This window comes from Lentzea aerocolonigenes, assembly GCF_000974445.1.
GTDB classification, from domain to species: Bacteria; Actinomycetota; Actinomycetes; order Mycobacteriales; family Pseudonocardiaceae; genus Lentzea; species Lentzea aerocolonigenes.
Genome location: NZ_BBOJ01000036.1, coordinates 23,210 through 42,569, shown reverse-complemented (window position 1 = coordinate 42,569; position 19,360 = coordinate 23,210). Strand labels below are relative to the sequence as shown.

At 70.2% G+C, this 19,360-nt stretch carries 18 protein-coding genes; 8 read left to right on the top strand and 10 right to left on the bottom strand.

The genetic code is table 11. The annotated features are described in order from the left end of the window. Nucleotides 1–193: 193 nt before the first annotated feature. The 5 genes from AOM45_RS45585 to AOM45_RS45565 are packed head-to-tail and all read right to left on the bottom strand — an operon-like array spanning nucleotide 194 to nucleotide 5,741. Nucleotides 194–1,285, bottom strand: a complete 1,092-nt coding sequence (locus AOM45_RS45585; RefSeq protein ID WP_030473332.1) for a glycosyltransferase family 4 protein — start codon at nucleotides 1,283–1,285, stop codon at nucleotides 194–196. Further along, a complete protein-coding gene (locus AOM45_RS45580; RefSeq protein ID WP_030473331.1) occupies nucleotides 1,286–3,772 on the bottom strand; it encodes a glycosyltransferase in 2,487 nt (828 codons plus the stop codon). A gap of 3 nt (nucleotides 3,773–3,775) precedes the next feature. Further along, the gene (locus AOM45_RS45575; RefSeq protein WP_156094425.1) at nucleotides 3,776–4,327 is read right to left on the bottom strand and encodes a hypothetical protein; all 552 of its coding nucleotides are present in this window, start codon (nucleotides 4,325–4,327) and stop codon (nucleotides 3,776–3,778) included. Then, complete coding sequence (locus AOM45_RS45570) at nucleotides 4,324–4,842, bottom strand: hypothetical protein (RefSeq protein WP_030473329.1); 519 nt, start codon at nucleotides 4,840–4,842, stop codon at nucleotides 4,324–4,326. The genes AOM45_RS45575 and AOM45_RS45570 overlap by 4 nt, the downstream gene beginning before the upstream one ends. Continuing rightward, nucleotides 4,839–5,741: a glycosyltransferase family 2 protein gene (locus tag AOM45_RS45565; protein WP_236704072.1), complete on the bottom strand. Its 903-nt coding sequence runs from the start codon at nucleotides 5,739–5,741 to the stop codon at nucleotides 4,839–4,841. Before AOM45_RS45565 ends, AOM45_RS45570 begins: the two co-directional genes overlap by 4 nt. Before the next feature lie 20 nt (nucleotides 5,742–5,761). On the opposite strand from AOM45_RS45565, the gene AOM45_RS45560 reads away from it, so the two are divergent. The 3 genes from AOM45_RS45560 to AOM45_RS45550 are packed head-to-tail and all read left to right on the top strand — an operon-like array spanning nucleotide 5,762 to nucleotide 8,826. Beyond that, the gene (locus AOM45_RS45560; RefSeq protein ID WP_030473327.1) at nucleotides 5,762–6,745 is read left to right on the top strand and encodes a glycosyltransferase family 4 protein; all 984 of its coding nucleotides are present in this window, start codon (nucleotides 5,762–5,764) and stop codon (nucleotides 6,743–6,745) included. A 47-nt stretch (nucleotides 6,746–6,792) separates the two neighbouring features. Then, complete coding sequence (locus AOM45_RS45555) at nucleotides 6,793–7,941, top strand: glycosyltransferase family 4 protein (protein ID WP_030473326.1); 1,149 nt, start codon at nucleotides 6,793–6,795, stop codon at nucleotides 7,939–7,941. 39 nt (nucleotides 7,942–7,980) lie between these two features. Beyond that, on the top strand, nucleotides 7,981–8,826 hold the full coding sequence (locus tag AOM45_RS45550; protein WP_174517971.1) for a glycosyltransferase family 2 protein: 846 nt from the start codon (nucleotides 7,981–7,983) through the stop codon (nucleotides 8,824–8,826). A 30-nt stretch (nucleotides 8,827–8,856) separates the two neighbouring features. On the opposite strand, the gene AOM45_RS45545 is transcribed toward AOM45_RS45550, so the two are convergent. After that, complete coding sequence (locus tag AOM45_RS45545; RefSeq protein WP_030473324.1) at nucleotides 8,857–9,243, bottom strand: hypothetical protein; 387 nt, start codon at nucleotides 9,241–9,243, stop codon at nucleotides 8,857–8,859. 101 nt (nucleotides 9,244–9,344) lie between these two features. Between AOM45_RS45545 and manB the strand changes: the two genes are divergently transcribed. From manB to AOM45_RS45530, 3 genes are read left to right on the top strand one after another with little or no spacing between them, the layout of a single operon-like run. After that, complete coding sequence (gene manB / locus AOM45_RS45540) at nucleotides 9,345–10,412, top strand: mannose-1-phosphate guanylyltransferase (protein WP_030473323.1); 1,068 nt, start codon at nucleotides 9,345–9,347, stop codon at nucleotides 10,410–10,412. Next, nucleotides 10,405–11,283 (top strand): DNA-3-methyladenine glycosylase family protein, encoded by an 879-nt coding sequence (locus AOM45_RS45535; RefSeq protein ID WP_030473322.1) that lies wholly within the window; start codon nucleotides 10,405–10,407, stop codon nucleotides 11,281–11,283. Before manB ends, AOM45_RS45535 begins: the two co-directional genes overlap by 8 nt. A gap of 10 nt (nucleotides 11,284–11,293) precedes the next feature. Continuing rightward, nucleotides 11,294–11,482 carry a hypothetical protein gene (locus tag AOM45_RS45530; protein ID WP_030473321.1) on the top strand — a complete coding sequence of 63 codons (189 nt, stop codon included), beginning with the start codon at nucleotides 11,294–11,296 and terminating at the stop codon, nucleotides 11,480–11,482. Here the strand turns inward: AOM45_RS45530 and AOM45_RS45525 are convergent. The 4 genes from AOM45_RS45525 to AOM45_RS45510 are packed head-to-tail and all read right to left on the bottom strand — an operon-like array spanning nucleotide 11,479 to nucleotide 15,046. Next, nucleotides 11,479–12,006 carry an NUDIX hydrolase gene (locus AOM45_RS45525; RefSeq protein ID WP_030473320.1) on the bottom strand — a complete coding sequence of 176 codons (528 nt, stop codon included), beginning with the start codon at nucleotides 12,004–12,006 and terminating at the stop codon, nucleotides 11,479–11,481. The genes AOM45_RS45530 and AOM45_RS45525 overlap by 4 nt on opposite strands. Next, complete coding sequence (locus AOM45_RS45520; RefSeq protein ID WP_030473319.1) at nucleotides 12,003–13,325, bottom strand: coenzyme F420-0:L-glutamate ligase; 1,323 nt, start codon at nucleotides 13,323–13,325, stop codon at nucleotides 12,003–12,005. The genes AOM45_RS45525 and AOM45_RS45520 overlap by 4 nt, the downstream gene beginning before the upstream one ends. After that, the gene (gene cofD / locus AOM45_RS45515) at nucleotides 13,318–14,271 is read right to left on the bottom strand and encodes a 2-phospho-L-lactate transferase (RefSeq protein WP_030473318.1); all 954 of its coding nucleotides are present in this window, start codon (nucleotides 14,269–14,271) and stop codon (nucleotides 13,318–13,320) included. The genes AOM45_RS45520 and cofD overlap by 8 nt, the downstream gene beginning before the upstream one ends. A 25-nt stretch (nucleotides 14,272–14,296) precedes the next feature. Continuing rightward, nucleotides 14,297–15,046, bottom strand: a complete 750-nt coding sequence (locus AOM45_RS45510; protein WP_030473317.1) for a site-2 protease family protein — start codon at nucleotides 15,044–15,046, stop codon at nucleotides 14,297–14,299. A gap of 245 nt (nucleotides 15,047–15,291) precedes the next feature. Between AOM45_RS45510 and AOM45_RS52065 the strand changes: the two genes are divergently transcribed. Both AOM45_RS52065 and AOM45_RS45500 read left to right on the top strand, forming a co-directional pair. Next, on the top strand, nucleotides 15,292–15,597 hold the full coding sequence (locus tag AOM45_RS52065; RefSeq protein WP_051784712.1) for a WhiB family transcriptional regulator: 306 nt from the start codon (nucleotides 15,292–15,294) through the stop codon (nucleotides 15,595–15,597). A 39-nt stretch (nucleotides 15,598–15,636) separates the two neighbouring features. Next, a complete protein-coding gene (locus AOM45_RS45500; protein WP_030473315.1) occupies nucleotides 15,637–18,798 on the top strand; it encodes a glycosyltransferase family 2 protein in 3,162 nt (1,053 codons plus the stop codon). Nucleotides 18,799–19,360: the final 562 nt, after the last annotated feature.

The window sequence follows — 19,360 nt, the reverse complement described above, 5'->3', positions numbered from 1 at the left end:
TCGAATCCGGGCGCAGTCCTCAGCGTCCCGCGACAGCGGATTCCGATCGGCAGCGCTTCCTGAGGTGCGTTGCCGTTCTCACGGGCTCGCGACAGGTGTCGATGAGCCAGCTCGAAAGGCGCTCGCCGAGGCCGCGTTCTCGGTGAAGTCGTTGAGGCGTCAGGACTCCTGACGCCTCACAGCGAGCACCACGTCAGGCTCTGCTCCTCCGGTACGCCTCGACCGTCTTCTCGGCGCACCGCCGCCAGGTGAACCCGGCCGCGTGCGCCCGCCGCTCGGACTGCGCTTCGGGAGTGGCCGGCGCCGCGACGGCCTGGGCCAGCCCTTCGGCCAGCGCCTCGACGTCTCCGACGGGCACGTGCACCGCGTGCCCGCCGGCTACCTCGCGCAGTGCGGGCACGTCCGAGCACACCACCGGAACGTTGCAGGCCAACGCCTCCAGCACCGGCAGCCCGAACCCCTCGTCGCGCGAGGGCAGCACCAGGGCCGTCGCCCCGGCCACCACGGACCGCAGGTGCACGTCCGACAGGTACCCGGTCCGCAGCACCCGACCGTCCACACCGGACCGGCCGGGCCCCACGATCACCAACGGCGGCAACGACGGGTCGGCGGCGTGCGCCTTGATCAGGTACTGCAACCCCTTGCGCGGGCCGTCGGCGCCGACGAACAGCAGGTACTCCGACGGCAGTCCGAGCCTGCCGCGCAACGTCGGTGAGGGCGGCCGTGACGCGAACCACGCCGGGTCGACCCCGAGCGGTGTCACGACGATCTTCTCCAGCGGCACCGAGAACCGGTCGGCCACCACGGAAGCCACGGCGGCGGTCGGCGTGCAGATCACGTCCGCGCGCTGAGCGGAGAGCTTGACCAGCTCCGGCAGTCGGCGATCGGACGGCGGCAGGTCACCCGGCGCGTCCAGGAAGGCCAGGTCGTGGATCGTGACGACCTTCCCCGCACTGATCGTCGGCGGCAGCACGAAGTTCGTGCCGTGCATGACGTCGGAGAACCCTGCCAGCATCTCGACCGGCGGGAACGGCGCGCGCAGCCACAGCTGGCGCAGCGCCCGTGCCGCCACGGGCAGGCCGCGGGCGGTGACGTCGTGCGGCAGCACCGTCCGCAACGCGCGCCAGCCGCGCAACGTGAAAGCCACCGCCCGGACGTCGGCGTCCTCCGGCATGGACGCCAGTTCTTCGGCCAGTGCCGCCGTGTAGCGGCCGATCCCGGTGCGATGACCGAGCAGGGGGGTGCCGTCGAGCAGCACCTTGAGGGGTTTCGGGGATCTCGCCATTCAGCTGCCACCACGTGCGATCTTGCGCAGACGCCCCGTCGCCCGCTTGGCCAACTCGGTCGGGCCACCCGCGTCGAGGTACTCGCGCACCAGCCGCAGGTCCCGCTTCACCTTGTCCGCCTTGCTCAACCCCGGTGTGCGCACCATCGGTGCGGAGCCAGGCAGACGGTCCGCCGCGGGCCTGGGGTTGCGGCAGAACTCCGCCAGCGGCGCGAGTGCCGTCTCCCAGGTGAACCGTTCGCGGACGACGGCGATGCGCTCACGGCACGCGGCCGCGAACTCTTCGTCGTAGAGCACCTTCTCCAGTGCGTCGGCCAGCGCCTCCGAGTCCTCCGGCGGCACGACGACGCCCAAACCCTCCCGCAGCACCAGATCCGCGAACGAGTCGCCGGACGTGGTGACGATCGGCAGGCCCGCCCACAGGTAGTCGAGCACCCGCGTGCGGAACGCGAACGTGGTCTCCACGTGCTCGTAGTGCGTGGTGACCCCGCAGTCCGCGTCGAGCAGCCAGTTCTGCCGCTCGTTGTACGGCACCCAGCCGTCGTTGAAGAACACGTTCTTGCCGGTCAGCCCCAACTGCGCGGACAGCGCCCGCGTCTGGCCGGCGATGTCCATGTCCGGGACCTCGGGGTTCGGGTGCTTCATGCCGAGGAAGTACAGCTTCGCGGACGGCTGCCGCTCCCGCAGGTGGTCCATCGCCTGGATCAGCGACAGCGGGTCGAACCAGCTGTAGACGCCACCGGCCCAGATCACGACCTTGTCGGCGTCGGTCACCCCCGGCACGACGTCCTTGATCGCCGGGCCGGTCCGCTGCGGCGGCTTGCCCGACAGTCCGAAGGGGACGATGCCGAGCAGCGACTCCGTGGTGGGGTCGTTGTCGTACAACGTCGGTGTCAGACGGCCGAGTGACGTCAGGTGGCCGAGCCAGAAGTGCCGCTGCCGTTCCGACGCGCACAGGAAGAAGTCGCCGCGTTCCAGCTGGGTGTTCAGCACCCGTGTGACCGTTTCCAGGTCCAGCGCGCGCTTCTCGTCCGTGTCGTCCTTGCCCTGTTCCAGCAGTTCCAGGTGCATCGGGTCGTACATGTCGCAGACCACGATCTTGGTCGACGACTGCTTCTTCAGCTCGCCGATCATCTCCAGCGCGTGGCCCTGCAACACCACCACGTCCGCCCACGCGACGTGCGGCGGCAGCTCCTTCGGCCGGGCCCGCTCGACGGCGAACGGCGCGTCCGGCGGCGCGCACAGCGGGTTCGTCGTGACCAGCCGCACCTGGTGCTCGCCGGACAGCACGTCGGCCATGTGCCAGGCCCGGATCGCGGGACCGGCCATCCGGTCGGAGATCGCGTCACCGGTGATCACCAGGATCTTGCGCGGCTTGCCGAACACGTCGTCGAGGCCGAGCACGTCGACGAGGATGTCGTGCGCTGCGAGGTACCGCGGCAGGGGGTAGGCGGGCTCCAAAGCCTTGCGCATCAACGGAACCAGGTCCGTGTCCGACAGCCGGCGCGCGGCCTGCTCGATCTTGCGCGACTCGGCGAGCGACGGCATCAGCTCGACGAACTGGTCGATCGCGAGGAACCCGGCCAGCGCCTGGCGGGACACCCCGACGGGCTCGCGGTCCAGCGCGGGGTCCGACGGGCGGCGGGTGATCTCCAGCTGCGTCGGGTCGATCTCACCGCGCGCGGTCGCCCTGCGCACGCACAGCGCGAGCGCGGCCGGCAGCACCTTGGCCAGCGTCTCGTCGGAGAAGTTCTTGTACAGCGCCGCGAGGGCGTTGCGCTCCAGCAGGTACAGCTCGCGGCTGAGGTCGATCGAGCTCATCGACGCGTGGTGGCGGTGGAACGTGAGCGACGCCGGCTCGTACCGCACCCGCCAGCCGCGCAGGTTCAGCCGCCAGCCGAGGTCGACGTCCTCGTAGAACATGAAGAACCGCTCGTCGAAACCGCCGAGCTCGCGGTAGACCTCGGCCCGCACGAACATCGCCGAACCGGTGCCGAACAGCACGTCCTTCGGGCCGTCGTGGCTGCCGTCGTCGTCCTGCCCGGCGTGCCGCTTGTAGCCCATGCCGAACCAGGTCAGGCCGCCGTCGACGAAGTCGATCTTCTCGCCGTCCCAGTCGAGCACCTTGCTCGCGACCGCGCCGACCGCGGGCTCCGCGTGGAACACCCTGATCGCGGCCTTGATCCAGTTCCGGTCCGCGCGCGCGTCGTTGTTGAGGAACGCGAGCACCCCACCGGTCGCCTTCTCGACACCCAGGTTGCACCCGCCCGCGAACCCGAGGTTCTGCGCCGAGGTGACGATCTCGACCCCGGGAAGTTCGGCCTTCAGGCGTGCGGTGTCGTGCGCCTCGTTGTCGACGACGATCACCTGGAGCAGTTCGGCGGGGTAGTCCACCTCGGTCAGGCCGCGCACGCAGGTGATGGTGTCCTCGGCGCCGCGGTAGTTGACGACGACGACGGAGACGACGGGCAGTGATGCTCGATCCACGCGCTAAGCCTGCCTCATCACTCTGCGCGCCCGCAGCGTGGTCGCACAGATCAGCAGCAGCAAGATCGCGATTGGTACCCCGAACACCCACTCGGCCGACCAGTCGTTGCGGTCGGCGAGCAACGGCCGCATCAACGGGTGGCGCAGCACGGTCGCGGGACCCGGCTGCATCTTCTTCTCCTGCTCACCCAGCACGACGATGCGCAGCCGGGTGCCGTCGGGGCAGGTGATGTGGTGCGCGAACGCCGGGTTGTCCGGCCTGGGGAGGTCGTCGACGCTGGTGATCACGCACGTCTCAGGCGTGCCGAGGACGTCCATCAACGCCCGGTGGCCGTCGCTGACCAGCACCGCTGTGCCGGGAATCACGACCATGAACGCGGGCAGCATCAGCCACGCCGGCCCGAGCTTGCCGAGACCCCAGACGAACGCCAGCGCCAGCACGGAGCACGGCACCAGGACCGCGAGGTCGTACCTGACCGGCACGACCGCTCCGAGCACGACCACGGCGGCGATCGCGGCGAGCCCGATCACGACGAGTGGTACTGGCCGCCTCACGGCTGCTTCCTGAGCAGCCAGGCGACCGGAACGAGGAGAATCATCGCTCCGGAGACGCTTGTGACCAGCAGGAGGTTCCATCGGGTGCTGTCCGCCCAGTCCGGCAGCAGCGGCGGCCCGGCCAGTACGTCCGCTTCCGCCGTTTTCAGCCGGTCGTTCCAGTCGCGGTCCAGCTCGACCTCACCGCTCGGGCAGGCCAGCACGTAGTCGACGGACGGGTACTTGGCGAAGGGGTGCTCCTCCTTCGCCGTGACCGTGCAGTGCTCGACGTGCCCTGTTCGCTGCATCAGCACGCTGTGCACGCCGAACGTCAGCACGAACGGCGCCACGAGCCCCAGCACGAACGCGGGCAGCGCGATCCACTTGCGCTGGGAGAGCCCGCTGACGCCGAGCGCGTAGGCGAGGCCGCCGAGGAACGCGACGAACACCAGCCCGTAGGTCAGCGTGATGCTCACGCCGATGCCGAACGCCAGCACGACCAGGCCGCCGGCGATCAACAGCCAGGCCGTCCTCACCGGCCTGCCCAGTCCTGCCAGACGCGTCTGCGCGGGACCTCGGTCCTGATCGTCAGCCGCTGCCAGAGCGTGGCGGGGAGCCTGAGCAGGACCTCGCCCAGCACCTGAGCGCGCAGCCCGAGCCGGAAGTTGGCCGCGTCCGGCACGTTCCCGCGGAACGGCAGCAGGGCCGTGATCACCAGGAACCGGGCGAGCTGGGTCGTGGCCACCGCCGCAGGAGCGCACCTGAGCAACATCAGCAGGCGGTTGCGCTCGTTCCAGCGGTGGAAGAGCTTCGAACCGGGCCGGGTGCTGGCGCCGTGCCGGTGCCGGACGCGCGCCGGTCCGACGGAGATCACCCGGTGCCCGGCCAGCCGCAGCCGCCACGCCGTGTCGGTGTCCTCGTAGTAGCAGAAGAAGCTCGCCGGTACGCCTCCCACGGCGCGTAGCGCGTCGGTTCGGAGGAGGGCGGCGCCACCGCAGAACCCGAACACCTCGCGCCCGGCGAGCACGACGTCCTTGCCGTGCCCGTCCGCGGTCAGCGCCACGCCGACGGACTGGGTCGAGCCGTCCGTGAGCAGGATCGACGAGGTGGCGGCGGCCGCGTCCGGTTCGGCTTCGAGGGCGTTCTCGAGCTCGGTCAGCCACGACGGGTCCGGCACCGCGTCGTCGTTGAGCCACGCGACGTACGGGGTGTCGACCATGTCGAGCACGGCCGCCAGCCCGCCCGCGTAACCGCGGTTGCGCGGCAGCCGCACGACCTCGTGTCCGCTGATCAGCGCGGCCGTGCCGTCGTCGGAGGCGTTGTCGACGACGATCGTCCTGTGTGGACTCTTCTGGACTGCGAGCGCGTCCAGGCACGCCGTGATGTGGTCACGGCCGCGCCACGTCACGACCACCACGGTGCTGAGGGCCGACACGGCGTGAGACGGTACGCGACGTGCCCGAGCTAGTACTGCTGACCGAGCAACTCAACGCACCGGTCCCCGGCGGCACCGGCCGCTACACCGCCGAGCTGCTCAAGGCGCTGGTCGCGACCGCCCCGGACGGCTGGTCCGTCACGACGGCCGCGACGGCACACGCCGACCGCGTGATCAGGGTGCCGCGCCGGGCGCTGGTGGCGTTGTGGGAGCGGGGACTGCCGCCGCGGCTCGGGCCGCACGTGCACGCCCCGACGCCGCTCGCCCCGCTGCCGGGCGCGGTCGTCACGGTGCACGACGTGGTGCCGTGGACCCACCCGGAAACGCTGACGCCGCGCGGAGTCGCGTGGCACCGCAAGGTGATCGCGAAGGCCGCTGTGCAGGCACGGGCGTTGGTGGTGCCCACACGCGCTGTCGCGTCTCAGCTGGAGGAGCACGTCCGGGTCGAGGTGCCGGTGCACGTCGTGCCGAACGGTGTGACCAGGCTCGTCGGTTCCAGGCCTGCCGATCTTCCCGATCGCTACGTGCTCGCCATCGGCACCATCGAGCCGCGCAAGGGCTTCGACCTGTTGGTGCGGGCGACCGAACGGCTCGGCGTCCCGCTGGTCGTGATCGGCCCTCAGGGCTGGGGTGGAGTCGATCTGCGCGCCCCGCACGTGACGTTGCTGGGCAAGGTTTCGGATGAGCGGCTGGCGTCGGTGCTCGCCGGCGCCACGGTGCTCGCGGCGCCCAGCCTGGCGGAGGGCTTCGGGCTGCCGGTGTTGGAGGCGATGGCCGCCGGAGTCGCCGTCGTGCACTCGGACGACCCGGCTCTGGTGGAGGTCGCGGGCGGCGCGGGAACCGTGGTGCGGAGGGGTGATCTCGCCTCGCTGACCGAAGGACTGAGGGCCGCGATAGCGGATCCTCATCACACCGCAGAGGCGGGTGTCACCCGCGCGAGTGACTTCACCTGGGAAAAGACCGCTCTCGGTGTCTGGGCCGTGCACGCTAGACGACCGGATTAGTGCATTCCCGTTAAACACTTTCGCAAACGACATTACGCTAGCTGATCGTGCCGACCGCAGAACCCAGCGTCCTGATCGACGCCACCGCGATCCCCGCGGACCGAGGTGGCGTCGGCCGATACGTTGACTCGCTCGTTGCCGCACTGGATGCGGACGGCGCCAGGCTTTCCGTCGTGTGTCAGCCCCGCGACGAGGACCTCTTCACCAAGATCGCTCCCAACGCCCGCGTCGTCCGCGCCGCCGACGCGGTCGCCACCAGGACGGCCCGGCTGGCCTGGGAGCAGACGACGTTGCCGCGCCTCGTGCGGTCGCTGGGCATCGACGTCGTCCACTCACCGCACTACACGCTGTCGTTGGCCAGCAAGGCCGCGTCGGTCGTGACGCTGCACGACGCCACCTTCTTCACCGACCCCGTGCTGCACTCGTCGGTGAAAGCGCGCTTCTTCCGCGCGTGGACCAGAGCCTCGCTGAGACGCGCGGAACTGTGCGTGGTGCCGTCCCAGGCGACCGCCGACGAGCTGGTGCGCGTCGCCGGAGCCGATCCCCGCGTCCTGCACATCGCGCAGCACGGTGTCGACACGGAGCGGTTCCACCCGCCGTCGCCGGACGAGATGCTGGCGGTGCGACGGACGTTGTCGTTGGGGGACATGCCTTACGTGGCGTTCCTGGGCGCTCTGGAGCCGCGCAAGAACGTCCCGGCCCTGATCCGCGGCTTCGCCCAGGCGATGGTCGGCCGCACCGACCCTCCCGCCCTCGTCCTGGCGGGCCAGCCGGGCTGGGACAGCCAGGTGGAGCGCGCGCTGGACTCGGTGCCGCACCGCATCCGGGTGATCCGCGCGGGCTACCTGCCGTTCGAACAACTCGCGGGCTTCCTGGGCGGCGCCGAGCTCGTGGCGTACCCGTCACTCGGCGAGGGCTTCGGCCTGCCGGTGCTGGAGGCCATGGCGTGCGGCGCGTGCGTGCTCACGACCCGGCGCCTGTCGCTGCCCGAGGTCGGCGGGGAAGCCGTCGCGTACTGCGGGGTCGGTGCGGGAGACATCGCGGCGGCCATCGCCGACCTGCTGGACGACCCGGCGCGGCGTGCGGCGTTGGCGGCTTCCGGGCAGCGGCGGGCCAAGGACTTCTCGTGGTCCGTCAGCGCGGACCGGCACCGGCTGGCCTACGAGCGCGCGGCGCTGGTGCGCCGGCGGCGGTGACTTGAGGCCCGGTGTCCGCGCACGGCTAGGGTGTCGCGCGTGAACTACGGCGACGGACTTGGTGTCGTGACGGTCACGTACTCGCCGGGCGAGACGCTGGCACCGTTCGTGGACACCCTCGCGAAGGCGACCACCCGGCCGGTGCAGGTGATCCTCGCCGACAACGGGTCCACCGACGGCGTGCCCGAAGCGGTGGCCGCCACTCGTGATCACGTCACGTTTCTGCCGACCGGGGGGAACCTCGGGTACGGCGGTGGGGCGAACCGCGGGGTCGCGGCTCTGGGCGACGACGTCGGGTGGGTGTTGATCTCCAACCCCGACATCGAGTTCGCGCCCGGAAGCGTGGACGCGTTGATCGAGGCAGCGTCGCGGTGGCCTCGCGGGGGCATGTTCGGGCCGCTGATCCGGGAGCCTTCCGGTGAGGTCTACCCGTCCGCCCGGTTGCTGCCGTCGATCGGGCGGGGAGTCGGGCACGCGGCCTTCGGTGCGGTGTGGAAGTCGAACCCCTGGACTCGGGCGTACCGGCAGGAGAAGGAGCCTGTGGAGCGGACTGCCGGGTGGTTGTCCGGGTCCTGCTTCCTGATGCGGCGGGAGGCCTTCGACTCGGTCAAGGGCTTCGACGAGCAGTACTTCATGTACTTCGAGGACGTCGATCTCGGCGATCGTGTCGTCAAGGCCGGGTGGCAGAACGTGTACGTGCCCTCGGCAGAGGTGACTCACATCGGGGGCCACTCCACGGCTCGGGCCTCGGAGCGGATGCTTCGTGAGCACCACAAGAGCGCGTACCAGTACCTGGCGGATCGGCATCCCGGTGCCTTGTGGGCGCCGTTCCGGGCGGTTCTGAAGGCCGGGTTGGCTTTGCGGGTGAAGATTCTCACTCGGTGACGGTGCGGGGCCTGTCGGGTGCGGCAGGCCTCACATGTTGCCGTTGAGCCGCTGTGTGAGCGACGCGCGCGTCTGCTGGTGGTTCGAGACCGTCGGGATCATGCCCGGCTGCACGACCTGTGTGACTTCCGCGTCTTCTCCGGGCGCCGCCGACTGCGGCATCGGTTGCGGCGGCATGGGCTGGTGCTGCTGCGGTGGGCGCTGCGGCTGGTGGTGCTGGTGGCCCATCTGGGCCGGGGGCAGGATCATCGTCGAGTCCGGGTCTCGGCGCGGGTCCATGGCGTTGACCAGCGTGCGAGGGATCTGTTGCGTGTCCGAGGAGTCCATCGGGGACGTCATGTTGTCCGGCGTCACGATGTTCCGCCCACGTGCGCGGGCGCGGGCGAGCATGGCGTCGGCCCGGTCGCGGGGGTCCATGTCGGATTTAGCTCCTTGCCGGGACCAGATCCCGTATGACGATCTGCTTCGTGTCAGAGTATTCCGTCGAACGGCTTGCTGTAACGCGGAGGAGGAAAAAGGTGCACGGCGTCGAAGCTGTGGTGCTGGTCGGGGGCAAGGGCACCCGTCTTCGCCCGCTGACCCTGTCCGCTCCCAAGCCCATGCTCCCGACTGCGGGGGTGCCGTTTCTGACGCACCTGCTGTCGCGGATCAAGGAGGTCGGCATCACTCACGTGGTGCTGGGTACCAGCTACAAGGCCGAGGTGTTCGAGGAGTACTTCGGGGACGGGTCGCGGCTCGGGCTGGAGCTCGAGTACGTGGTCGAGGAAGTGCCGTTGGACACGGCCGGTGCGATTCGCAACGTGGCGGACAAGCTGCGTGAGCCCGACGTGATGGTCTTCAACGGCGACATCCTGTCGGGGGTCGATCTGACGGGGATCGTGGACACGCACCGCAAGCACGAGGCGGACGTCACGCTGCACCTGGTCAAGGTTGCCGATCCTCGGGCCTTCGGGTGCGTGCCGACGGACGACGAGGGGCGCGTGCAGGCGTTCCTGGAGAAGACCGAGAACCCGCCCACGGACCAGATCAACGCTGGTTGTTATGTGTTCAAGCGCGAGGTGATCGACGCCATTCCCGCTGGGCGGCCGGTGTCGGTGGAGCGCGAGACGTTCCCCGGGCTGCTGGCCGACGGGAAGAGGTTGCAGGGACACGTCGACGCCACGTACTGGCTGGACCTCGGCAAGCCCGAGGCGTTCGTGCAGGGCTCGGCGGATCTCGTGCGCGGGGTCGCGCCTTCCGCGGCCGTCGCGCAGCCCGGCGACTTCCTGGTGCTCGAAGGGTCGGCCGTGCACGAGGGTGCGACGGTCAAGGGCGGCAGCACCGTCGGGTCGAACTGCACGGTCGCGGACGGGGCCGTGCTGGACGGTGCGATCCTGTTCGACGGGGCCGTCGTCGGTGAGGGTGCTGTGGTGGAGCGGTCGATCGTCGGTGCGGGTGCGCTGGTTCAGGCCGGTGCGGTGCTGCGGGACGCGGTCGTCGGTGACTCCGCCGTGATCGGGGCGCGGTGTGAGCTGATCGGTGGAGCGCGGGTCTGGCCGGGTGTGGTGCTGCCCGAGGCAGGCGTGCGCTTCTCGACGGATGCCTAGCAGGAGCTGGACACCGCCGTTCCCCCTCGATCTGGGCGCGGTGCTCGGTCCGCTGCGCCGCGGGCCCGGTGACCCGTCGTTCTCGGTGGAGGGCGGCATCTGGTTCGCGGCGAACACGCCGTGCGGGCCCGGCACGTTGCGCGTCCGGCGGACGGACGTGATCGAGGCCGAGGCGTGGGGCGAGGGCGGGCAGTGGCTGCTGGACGGCCTGCCCGCGCTGCTCGGCGCGGACGACCCGCTGGACGAGTTCGTCGCGCACCACCCGATCGTCGCGGAGGCCGCCAGACGACGGCCCGGGCTGCGGCTCGGGGCCACGGGCAGGGTCTGGGACCTGTTGTTCGCCTCGATCCTGGAGCAGAAGGTCACCGGCAAGGAGGCGTTCCGGACGTGGCGCGAGCTCGGGCGGCGGTTCGGTGAGCCGGCGCCGGGGCCGCTGCCGTTGAAGGTTCCGCCGACGCCGCAGCGGTTGCTGGGCCTGCGGGACTGGGAGTGGCACCAGTGCGGCCTCGACGGCGCGCGCCGCCGGACGTTGGTCAACGCCGCGCAGGTCGCGCACCGGCTGGAGAAGGCCGCGGAGATGCGCAGCCGCGAGCTGCTGGAGAAGGTGCCCGGGATCGGCGTGTGGACCTCCGCCGAGGTGGCGCAACGGTCCTGGGGCGATCCGGACGCCGTGAGCGTGGGCGACTACCACGTGGCCAAGAACGTCACGTGGGCGCTCACGGGCACACCGAGCGACGACGACGCCATGATGGAACTGCTGGAGCCCTACAAGCCTCAACGCCACCGCGCCGTCCGGTACCTGGAGGCCGCGGGCATGCAGCGGCCGCGGCGAGCACCGAGGTTCTCGCCGCGCGACTACCGCAAGCTCTGAGGGGGACCGGTTGGCGAAGCGGCGGTACGTGGCGAGAGGAGTGCCCGGCGGCTACCGCATCTGGAACAGCAAGACGCGGCGGTGGTGGGGCGACCACTACGAGCTGTGCCCCGACGACCTCGTCGCCGAGCTGAACGGCGCCAACGATCCGGCGCGGATCACCGCCCTGCTCAGGTACTACCGGGCCCTCCGCCGCTAACGCAGCCTGGCCAGCGCCGACTCGATCAACGGGTGCAGGTCGTCGACGTTGTCCGGCAACGAGTCCAGCGGCCACCACTGCAGGTCCACCGACTCCGCCGACCGCACCGGCTGCGCGCCGACGGGTGCGCGCACCAGGAACCGCACGTCGAAGTGCCGCGTCGGCTTGCCCAGCGAGCACGTGATCGGGTGCACGTCGAGGTGGATCGGCGTCGGCTCGATGCGCAGGCCGCGCATGCCCGACTCCTCCGTGGCCTCGCGCAGGGCGGCCGCGGCCAGGGAGACGTCCTCCGGCTCGCAGTGGCCGCCGAGCTGCAGCCACCGGCCCACGCGCGGGTGCAGCGTCAGCAGCGCGTGCTCCGCCGTGGCGTCCAGGACGAGCGCGGAGGCCGTGAGGTGGCCTGGCTCGCACGAGCGCCGGCAGGCGTCCTCGCGGGCCGCCAGGAAGCCCAGGTAGGCCTCCTTCAGCGCGTCCTGACCGGTGAACCGGCTCAGCGTCGAGACGGCGTCGGCGTGCAGCGTCACAGTTCGATCAGCCCTTCCAGCGGCTCGCGCGGAACGAGCGGCTCGACCGGGTGGCCGACCGCTACCGCGCCCAACGGTTCCCAGTCGTCGGGAACACCCAGCACGGAACGCACCACGTCCGCGCAGAAGATCGTCGACGACACCCAGCACGAGCCGAGGCCCTCGGCGGCCAGCGCCACCAGCAGGCCCTGCACGGCGGCGCCGCCGGCGACGGTGAACATCGTCTTCTCGGCGTCGGCGCGGCGGGCGTCGGGGTAGGTGTGCGCGCCGTCGCGGACCAGGAACGGCACCACGATCTCCGGCGCCTCCACCAGCAGGTCGCCGCGGCGCACCCGGCGGGCGATCTGCTCGTCGGTGAACCCGTCGCCGCGCAGGTCGTTCTCCCACTGCTCGCGCATCGCTTGGAGCAGCTCCGAGCGCTTCTCCCGCACCAGCACGAACCGCAACGGCTTCGTGTGGTGCGGCGCGGGCGCGGTCAACGCCGCCCCGACAGCACGCTTCACGGCGCCGAGATCAACGGGTTCGGGCGCGTAGAACCGCACGGACCTGCGCATCAGCACGGCCTCGGCGCGGCCCTGGGCCAGCGCCTCCTCGGTGCCGAGGCGGAACAGGTCCTCCTCGGTCGGCCGGGTGAGGTCGCGGGCCGTGGAGCCGTCGTCGACCACCTCGAACCCGCGCAGCACCGCCACCGGCACCGCGCCGAGCTTGCCCTTCACCAGGTCGGCGGCCGCGGCGATCTCGTCGGCGATCGCGACCATCGTCACGGCGAGCTCGTTGCCGTGCTGGTCGACCGCGCCCGCGTAGTCGTGCAGCACGCGGAGGCCGGACGAGCCGATGGCGGCGTCGGTCTGGCCGATCCGCCACGCGCGGCCCATCGTGTCCGTGACGACCACGGCGACCTCGACGCCGAGCAGGCTCTTCAGCGCGCCGCGCAGCGCGGCGGCGGAGCCATCGGGATCGACGGGCAGCAGCGCGATCTCGTCGCCCGCCACGTTCGAGGCGTCCACCCCGGACGCGGCCTGCACGATGCCGAGCTTGTTCTCGGTGATCAGCGTGCGCATCTTGCGGGCGAGCACCCGCACCGACTCCGCGTCGACGTGCTCGCGCCGGATCCTGTCGCGTTCCTCCGGGTCGTCCGGCACGCGGACGAGCCGTCCCTCCACTTTGGACACGATCTTGGACGTGACGATCACCACGTCGGAGTCGCGCAGCCAGGGCGCGGCCTTCGCGATCGCTCCCGCGAGGTCGTCGCCGGGGCGGAACTCCGGCAGGCCCGCGACCGGCAGCAGCTCCAGCGCCGCCGCGGCGTGATCAGTCAACGTCGACTCCGGCCAGTTCCAGCGCGTCACGGGCCATCTGCGCCGTGGCGTCCACATCGGACATCAGGAGCGGAACCGCACGGACCGCGACACCGGGCACGTCGGCGCGGTCGCCGGTGTGCACCAGCCACGCGTCCAGGATGCCGTCCTCCGAGCACTTGCGGGAGCCGTAGAGCCGCCCGACCGCCTCGGCGGTGGTCTCCACACCGATCGCGTCCAAACAAGCGTCGGCCATGCCCCGCAACGGTTTCCCGCCGATGATCGGCGACAGGCCCACGACACCGGCCTCGGTCTTGCGCAGCGCGTCCCGCACACCGGGCACGTTCAAGATCGTGCCGATGCTCACCACCGGGTTGGACGGGGCGAGGATCACCGCGTCGGCCTCGGCGATCGCGTCCAGCACGCCCGGTCCGGCGGTCGCCGCCTCGGCACCGACGAACGCGAACGACTGCGCCGGGACGCCCGCCCGGTGCTTGACCCACCACTCCTGGAAGTGGATCGCCTTCGGTTCGCCGTCCAGCTCGACGACGACGTGCGTCTCCACCCTGTCGTCCGACATCGGCAGCAGCTTCACGCCCGGCTTCCACCGGTCGCACAGCGCCTCCGTCACGGCCGACAGGGGGTAGCCGGCGCGCAGCATCCGCGTGCGGACGAGGTGCGTGGCGATGTCGCGGTCGCCGAGCCCGAACCACGTCGGCTCGGCGCCGTACGCCGCGAGCTCCTCCTTGACGGTCCAGGACTCGTTCTCACGGCCCCAGCCGCGTTCGACGTCGATCCCGCCGCCCAGCGTGTACATGCAGGTGTCGAGGTCCGGCGTGATGCGCAACCCGTGCATCCACACGTCATCGCCGGTGTTCACCACCGCGGTGACGTCCGCTCCGAGTGTCTTGAGTCCCTGGAGGAACCTCGCGCCGCCGACCCCGCCGACCAGTGCTACGACCTTCACGCCGTCCCATGCTTCCACACGGCCGTCAGCGCCAGAACAGGAAGTTGCTCAAGCCGTAGCCTGCGGAGAACTGATCGCCGCCCAGGAGCTCGAAGAGCGACGTCGCCGCTGACCAGAGCATTCCGCTGGCGACAGGGAAGCTGATCAGGACGGCGAACAGCACCAGCGGCGCCCACGGCCGGACCTTCGCGCCGAACTGCTGTGCCTTTGGCGGCATGAACGGTTCCCAGACGCCCCAGCCGTCGAGGCCCGGCACGGGCAGGATGTTCAGCACGAACGCCAGCACCTGGAGCAGCGCGAGGTAGGAGATCGCCGGGCCGAGCGCGAAGGGCGGGGACGTCAGCGCGACGATCCAGATGAGCACGATGCCGGCGAGGAGGTTGGCGAGTGGCCCGGCGAGTGAGACGAACGACTCGACCTTCTTCGAGCGCAGCGCGTAGTGGTTGATCCACACGGCTCCACCTGGCAGCGGCAGTCCGCCGATCACGAGGAGCACCAGCGGCAGCACGATGCTCAGCACGGGGTCGGTGTAACGGCGGATGTCGAGGGTCAGATAACCCTTGTCACGTACGGAAAAATCGCCGCCCTTGTACGCCACGGCGGCGTGCCCGAACTCGTGCAGGCACAGCGTCACCGCCCACCCGGCGAGTACGAAGAGGATGGTGCCCGAGATGACGGCGACGTCGCCTTCGAGCAGGGTGAGGGCCCCTCCGGCGACGGTCGCCGCGAGCAGGCCGAGGAACAGTGGACTGGGGCGCACCGCTGATCGCTTCACCCCACCAGTGTGGCGTGTCGGCTGGCGTGGTGGGCCGTTCGGGGACCGGTTGCGACGCGTGAATCACTGTCCGTGCCTCCAGTCAAGGTTTGAGCGACCATCCGCGCGAATATCCCCCGACGTGTGGACTCCGCTTGACCGCCCGCTGTGACGCAGGTGTAATCACATCGGTGTCATTCGTCGTTGTGGGAGCGGCGTCTGGCGTCCGCCAACCGGGGAGAGCGGAAGGCGAGGAGGCGGACGAAATGCAGGAATTCGAAGAGCTCGAAGAAGATCACGTCACGCAGCCGGTCGTACAGGGCGAGCTGTCGTACCTGTTCGACCCTGCCGACGAGCAGGACTGGCAGGAGCGCGCGCTTTGCGCACAGACGGATCCCGAGGCGTTCTTCCCCGAAAAGGGTGGTTCGACGCGGGAGGCCAAGCGCATCTGCCTGGGCTGCGAGGTTCGGTCGGAGTGCCTGGAGTACGCGCTCCAGCACGATGAACGCTTCGGCATCTGGGGCGGTCTCAGCGAACGGGAGCGCCGCAAACTGAAGAAGCGAGCCGTCTGATCGGTCAGAAGCGTGATCTTTCTGCCTTAACTTGAGGACGTGACAAGTCCTCACCCGAGGCTCCGGACTGCGCCGGTGCTGTGCGTCCTGGTCTGCCACGACGGCGACCAGTGGCTCAGCACGGCGCTGTCCGCGTTGCGGCGTCAGCGAATTCGCCCTCGGCACGTGATCGCGGTCGACACCGGATCCCACGACCGCACGCCGAAGGTGCTGGCGGAGGCAGAAGATCTGCTGGACGGAGTGCTGACCGTGCCGCGCGGCACCGGTTTCGCCACCGCTGTGCGCATCGCGGTCGAGCACGCCGTCGAACGGTGGGGCGATCCCGGCAAGTGGCTGTGGTTGCTGCACGACGACAGCGCGCCCGAACCCGACTGCCTGGCCGCCTTGCTGACCGCGGCCGAGGTGTCGCCGTCGGCTGCCGTGCTGGGCCCGCTGTGCCTCGATTGGGTGGATTCTCGTCTGGTCGTCGAAGCGGGTTTGTCGACGGATGCCTCGGGACATCGGCAGACGGGTCTGTCGTCGGCCGAGCACTCCGCGTCGTTCCAGCAGAGCACCGAGGTTCTCGCGGTGTCGTCGGCAGGATCGCTGATCAGGCGCGAGGTCTGGCACGCCCTCGGCGGCTACGACGAGGCGATGCCGCTGCTGCGCGACGATCTCGACTTCGGCTGGCGGACCAATCGTGCCGGTCATTTGGTCCTGTGCGTTCCTGTTGCGCGGATGCGTCACGCGCGCGCGGCGACCAAAGGCGCACGCCGTTTGGACGCGGCCATGGCTCGGCCGGGTCCGTCATTTCGCGGTGTCGACCGCGCGCACGGCATGCGGACTTTTCTGGTCAATTGTTCAACTATCTCGTTCCTCATCGGACTTCCGCGGCTGCTGTTGTTGTCGCTGCTGCGCGCTCTGGGCTTCCTTTTTCTCCGGCGTTTCGCCGACGCACACGCCGAAGTCGGCGCCGCCCGTTATCTGCTGACGCGCGGCCGTCTGCGCGAAGGACGCCGCGCGCGCCGGGGTTCCGCCGTCGTGCGCGGCCTCTTCACCAGCAGACTCACCAGATTTCGCAACGCGGTCCGGGCCGGCGCGACGTTCATGGTCCGCCGTCGCGTCGAGGCCGACGCCGCGCTGGGTCGTTTGCCCGCAACCGATGCCAGTTCGACGTGGCTCGAACCGTCCGAAGTGGACTCCCGCCCGGTCGGCCCGTCCGCGCTGCCCGCCGGTGCGTCCCGCGGCCGCCCGCGCGTCGCCGGTCTGCGCCGCCCGCCGGTCGTCGTCCAGGTGGAGGCTGCTCTTCCGGGTGCACTTCGCCCTTCGCCGCGCCCCCGTCCGTCACCGGGCCCGCGCGCCGGTGGCGAGATGGTCTTCGTCGAGGTCGACCAGTCGCGCGTGCTGCGGTCGCTGTTGCTCGCGCCCCCGGTGCTGCTGGTGCTGAGCCTCACGCTGGTGGCGGTGATCGCGAACTGGTCGCGCCTGGGCCTCGACCTCGCGGGCGGCCGCCTGCTCCCGGTCGGCTCGCTGGGGGAGGTCTGGTCGACCTACCTGTCGTCGTGGCACCCGGTCTCCGGCGGCACCGCGGCTCCCGCTCCCGCCGCCCTGGCCGTGCTGGGCCTGATCCCAGGCGGCCCGTCGTTCGCCGTGGCGATGCTGTTGCTCGGCGACATCCCCCTCGCCGCGTTGTCGGCCTACATCGCGTCACGCGGCATGCGCGTACGACGTTCCGTGCGCGCGGTGGTCGCTGCTTTCTACGGCTTGCTGCCCGTGGCGACAACGGCCGTGTCCGAGGGACGCCTCGACGTCGTCGTCGTCCACGTCGTGGTGCCAGTTGTGTTCGCCGGCGTGTACGCGGTCTTGCGCGCGTCGTCCACGCACGCCTGGTTGCCCATGGCATCGGGAACGGCCATCGGCGTCGCCGTGCTGGGCGCGTTCTCGCCGCTGACCCACGCCGTCACGATCGTCGGGTCCCTCGTCGGGTTCATCGCGGTGTCCGGCGGCGCTCGGCGGATCGCGGCTCTGTTCGTGATCGTGCTTCTGCCGATGGCGTTGCTTCTGCCGTGGCCAGCCGTGCTGCTGCAACACCCGGAGATGGTCCTCAACGGCCTTGGCGCGGCCTTCGAGTCGCCGCCGCCGAACCTGATCGTGTGCTCGGTCTTCGTGGCCGCCGCGTTCGCTGCTGCTGTGCTGCGTCCCAACGCGGGGATGCTTCCCGGGCTGTTGGTGATCGTGCTCGCCATCGGGGCGTTGGCGGCGGTTGCTGCTGTGAAGGCTTGGCCTGGGACGCCGTTGGTCCTCGTGGCGTGGGGGCTCGTGTGTGTGGTGCTCGCGGGGTGTCAGCGCGGGGTTCCGCCTGGCGTCGCGGGACAGGTTCGGGTGCGCCGGGCCGTGTACGTGGTGGGTGTGGTGACGTTGGTCAGCCTCGGGGTGGCCGGGTTCCTGGATCTCCGGTCCGGGCCGTTGAAGGCTGATGGCGGGGTTCGGTTGTCGTCGTCGTTGACTGCCGAGTTGGAGCGGACTGGGCGGTCGGTGTTGATCCTTGGTGGGCCGGTTCGGCAGGTTGCTGGGCGGATGCCTGCCTTTGGGGACGACGATCTGGTGCCGACCGTGTCGTCGCCTGCTCGGTTGAGGCGGTGGAACTCGTCGTTGCTGGACGGGGCTGCGCCCGCGGTGAAGGTTGCGTTGGCTCAGGCGGCTTCGTCTGGGGTCGCGTTTGTGGTGCTGCCTTCTGAGGAGGCTTCGTCACGGGTGCGTTCGGCTGCCGGCGAGTTGGTGTCTGTTGCGCCTTCTGCCTCTGATGGGCGGCCGGTTTTGCGGTTGCGGTTTGCTGCGGACACCGGGGTGTTGCTGGCGCCTGAGTTGGCTCGGCGGGCTCGGACTGGTGGGGAGCCTCCGGCTGAGTTGGCTGCTGCTGGAGTGGCGCCGGTGAACGTGTCGTTGCCGGAGGTGGCTGTTCGGGTTTCGCCTGGTGGGGAGGGGCGGGTTCTCGTGCTGGCCGCTGAGGACGAGCCTGGGTGGGTGGTGTCTGTGGATGGGGTTCGGGTGCCTGTTGTGCGGGCTTGGGGGCATTTGGTGGGGGTGCCGTTGCCGTCTGCTGATGCTGAGGTTCGGGTTTCTATGTCTTCGACGTTGAGGGACTTTTTGTTGTTGGGGCAGGCTGCGGCTGGGTTGTTCACGGTTTTGACTGCTGTGCCTGGGAGGCGGCGGGTTTCGTAGGGTTTCGTTGGGTTTCGCGCGGTTTCGTAGGTGGTCGCTTTGGGGTGGCGGGGTTGCGTTCGGGAGCGGGTTCCGTAGGTGGTCTTGTTGGGTGGGGCCGTGCCTGTTTCAAGCTGGGGGCTCTGCCCTTACCCCGCCAATCTGATCAAAGACCGGCCAGCGCCGTGGGCGGGTTGATGGCACGCCTGTTGCTTTCGGCGGCTGCGCGTTGCGTTGGTGGTGCGGTTCGGGCGGTGTGGTCCCGTCCCAAGTCGAGCCAGGAGCGAGTCACACCCGAGGGGAGAGGTCAAGTCGCGAAAAGCGTGCGACTTGACCTCTCCCCTCGGGCGCGACAAGAGCTGTGGCACGACTCGTGACGGGACCACACCGCCGGAACCTTCGTTTCAAGCCAGGACTGCTCGGCTGCGCCATCGCGTCGCCTCGCCTTCGGCCTCGGGCTTGAGTTCGCCTCGCCTGCGGCATCGGCGCTGTCGCCGCCTCGCCTCGGCCTCGCCTCGGCCTCGGCTGAGTGTCAGACCCGCTCGGTACGTTGGGTCGCGGGGGAGCCTCCGCCAGAGGGGAC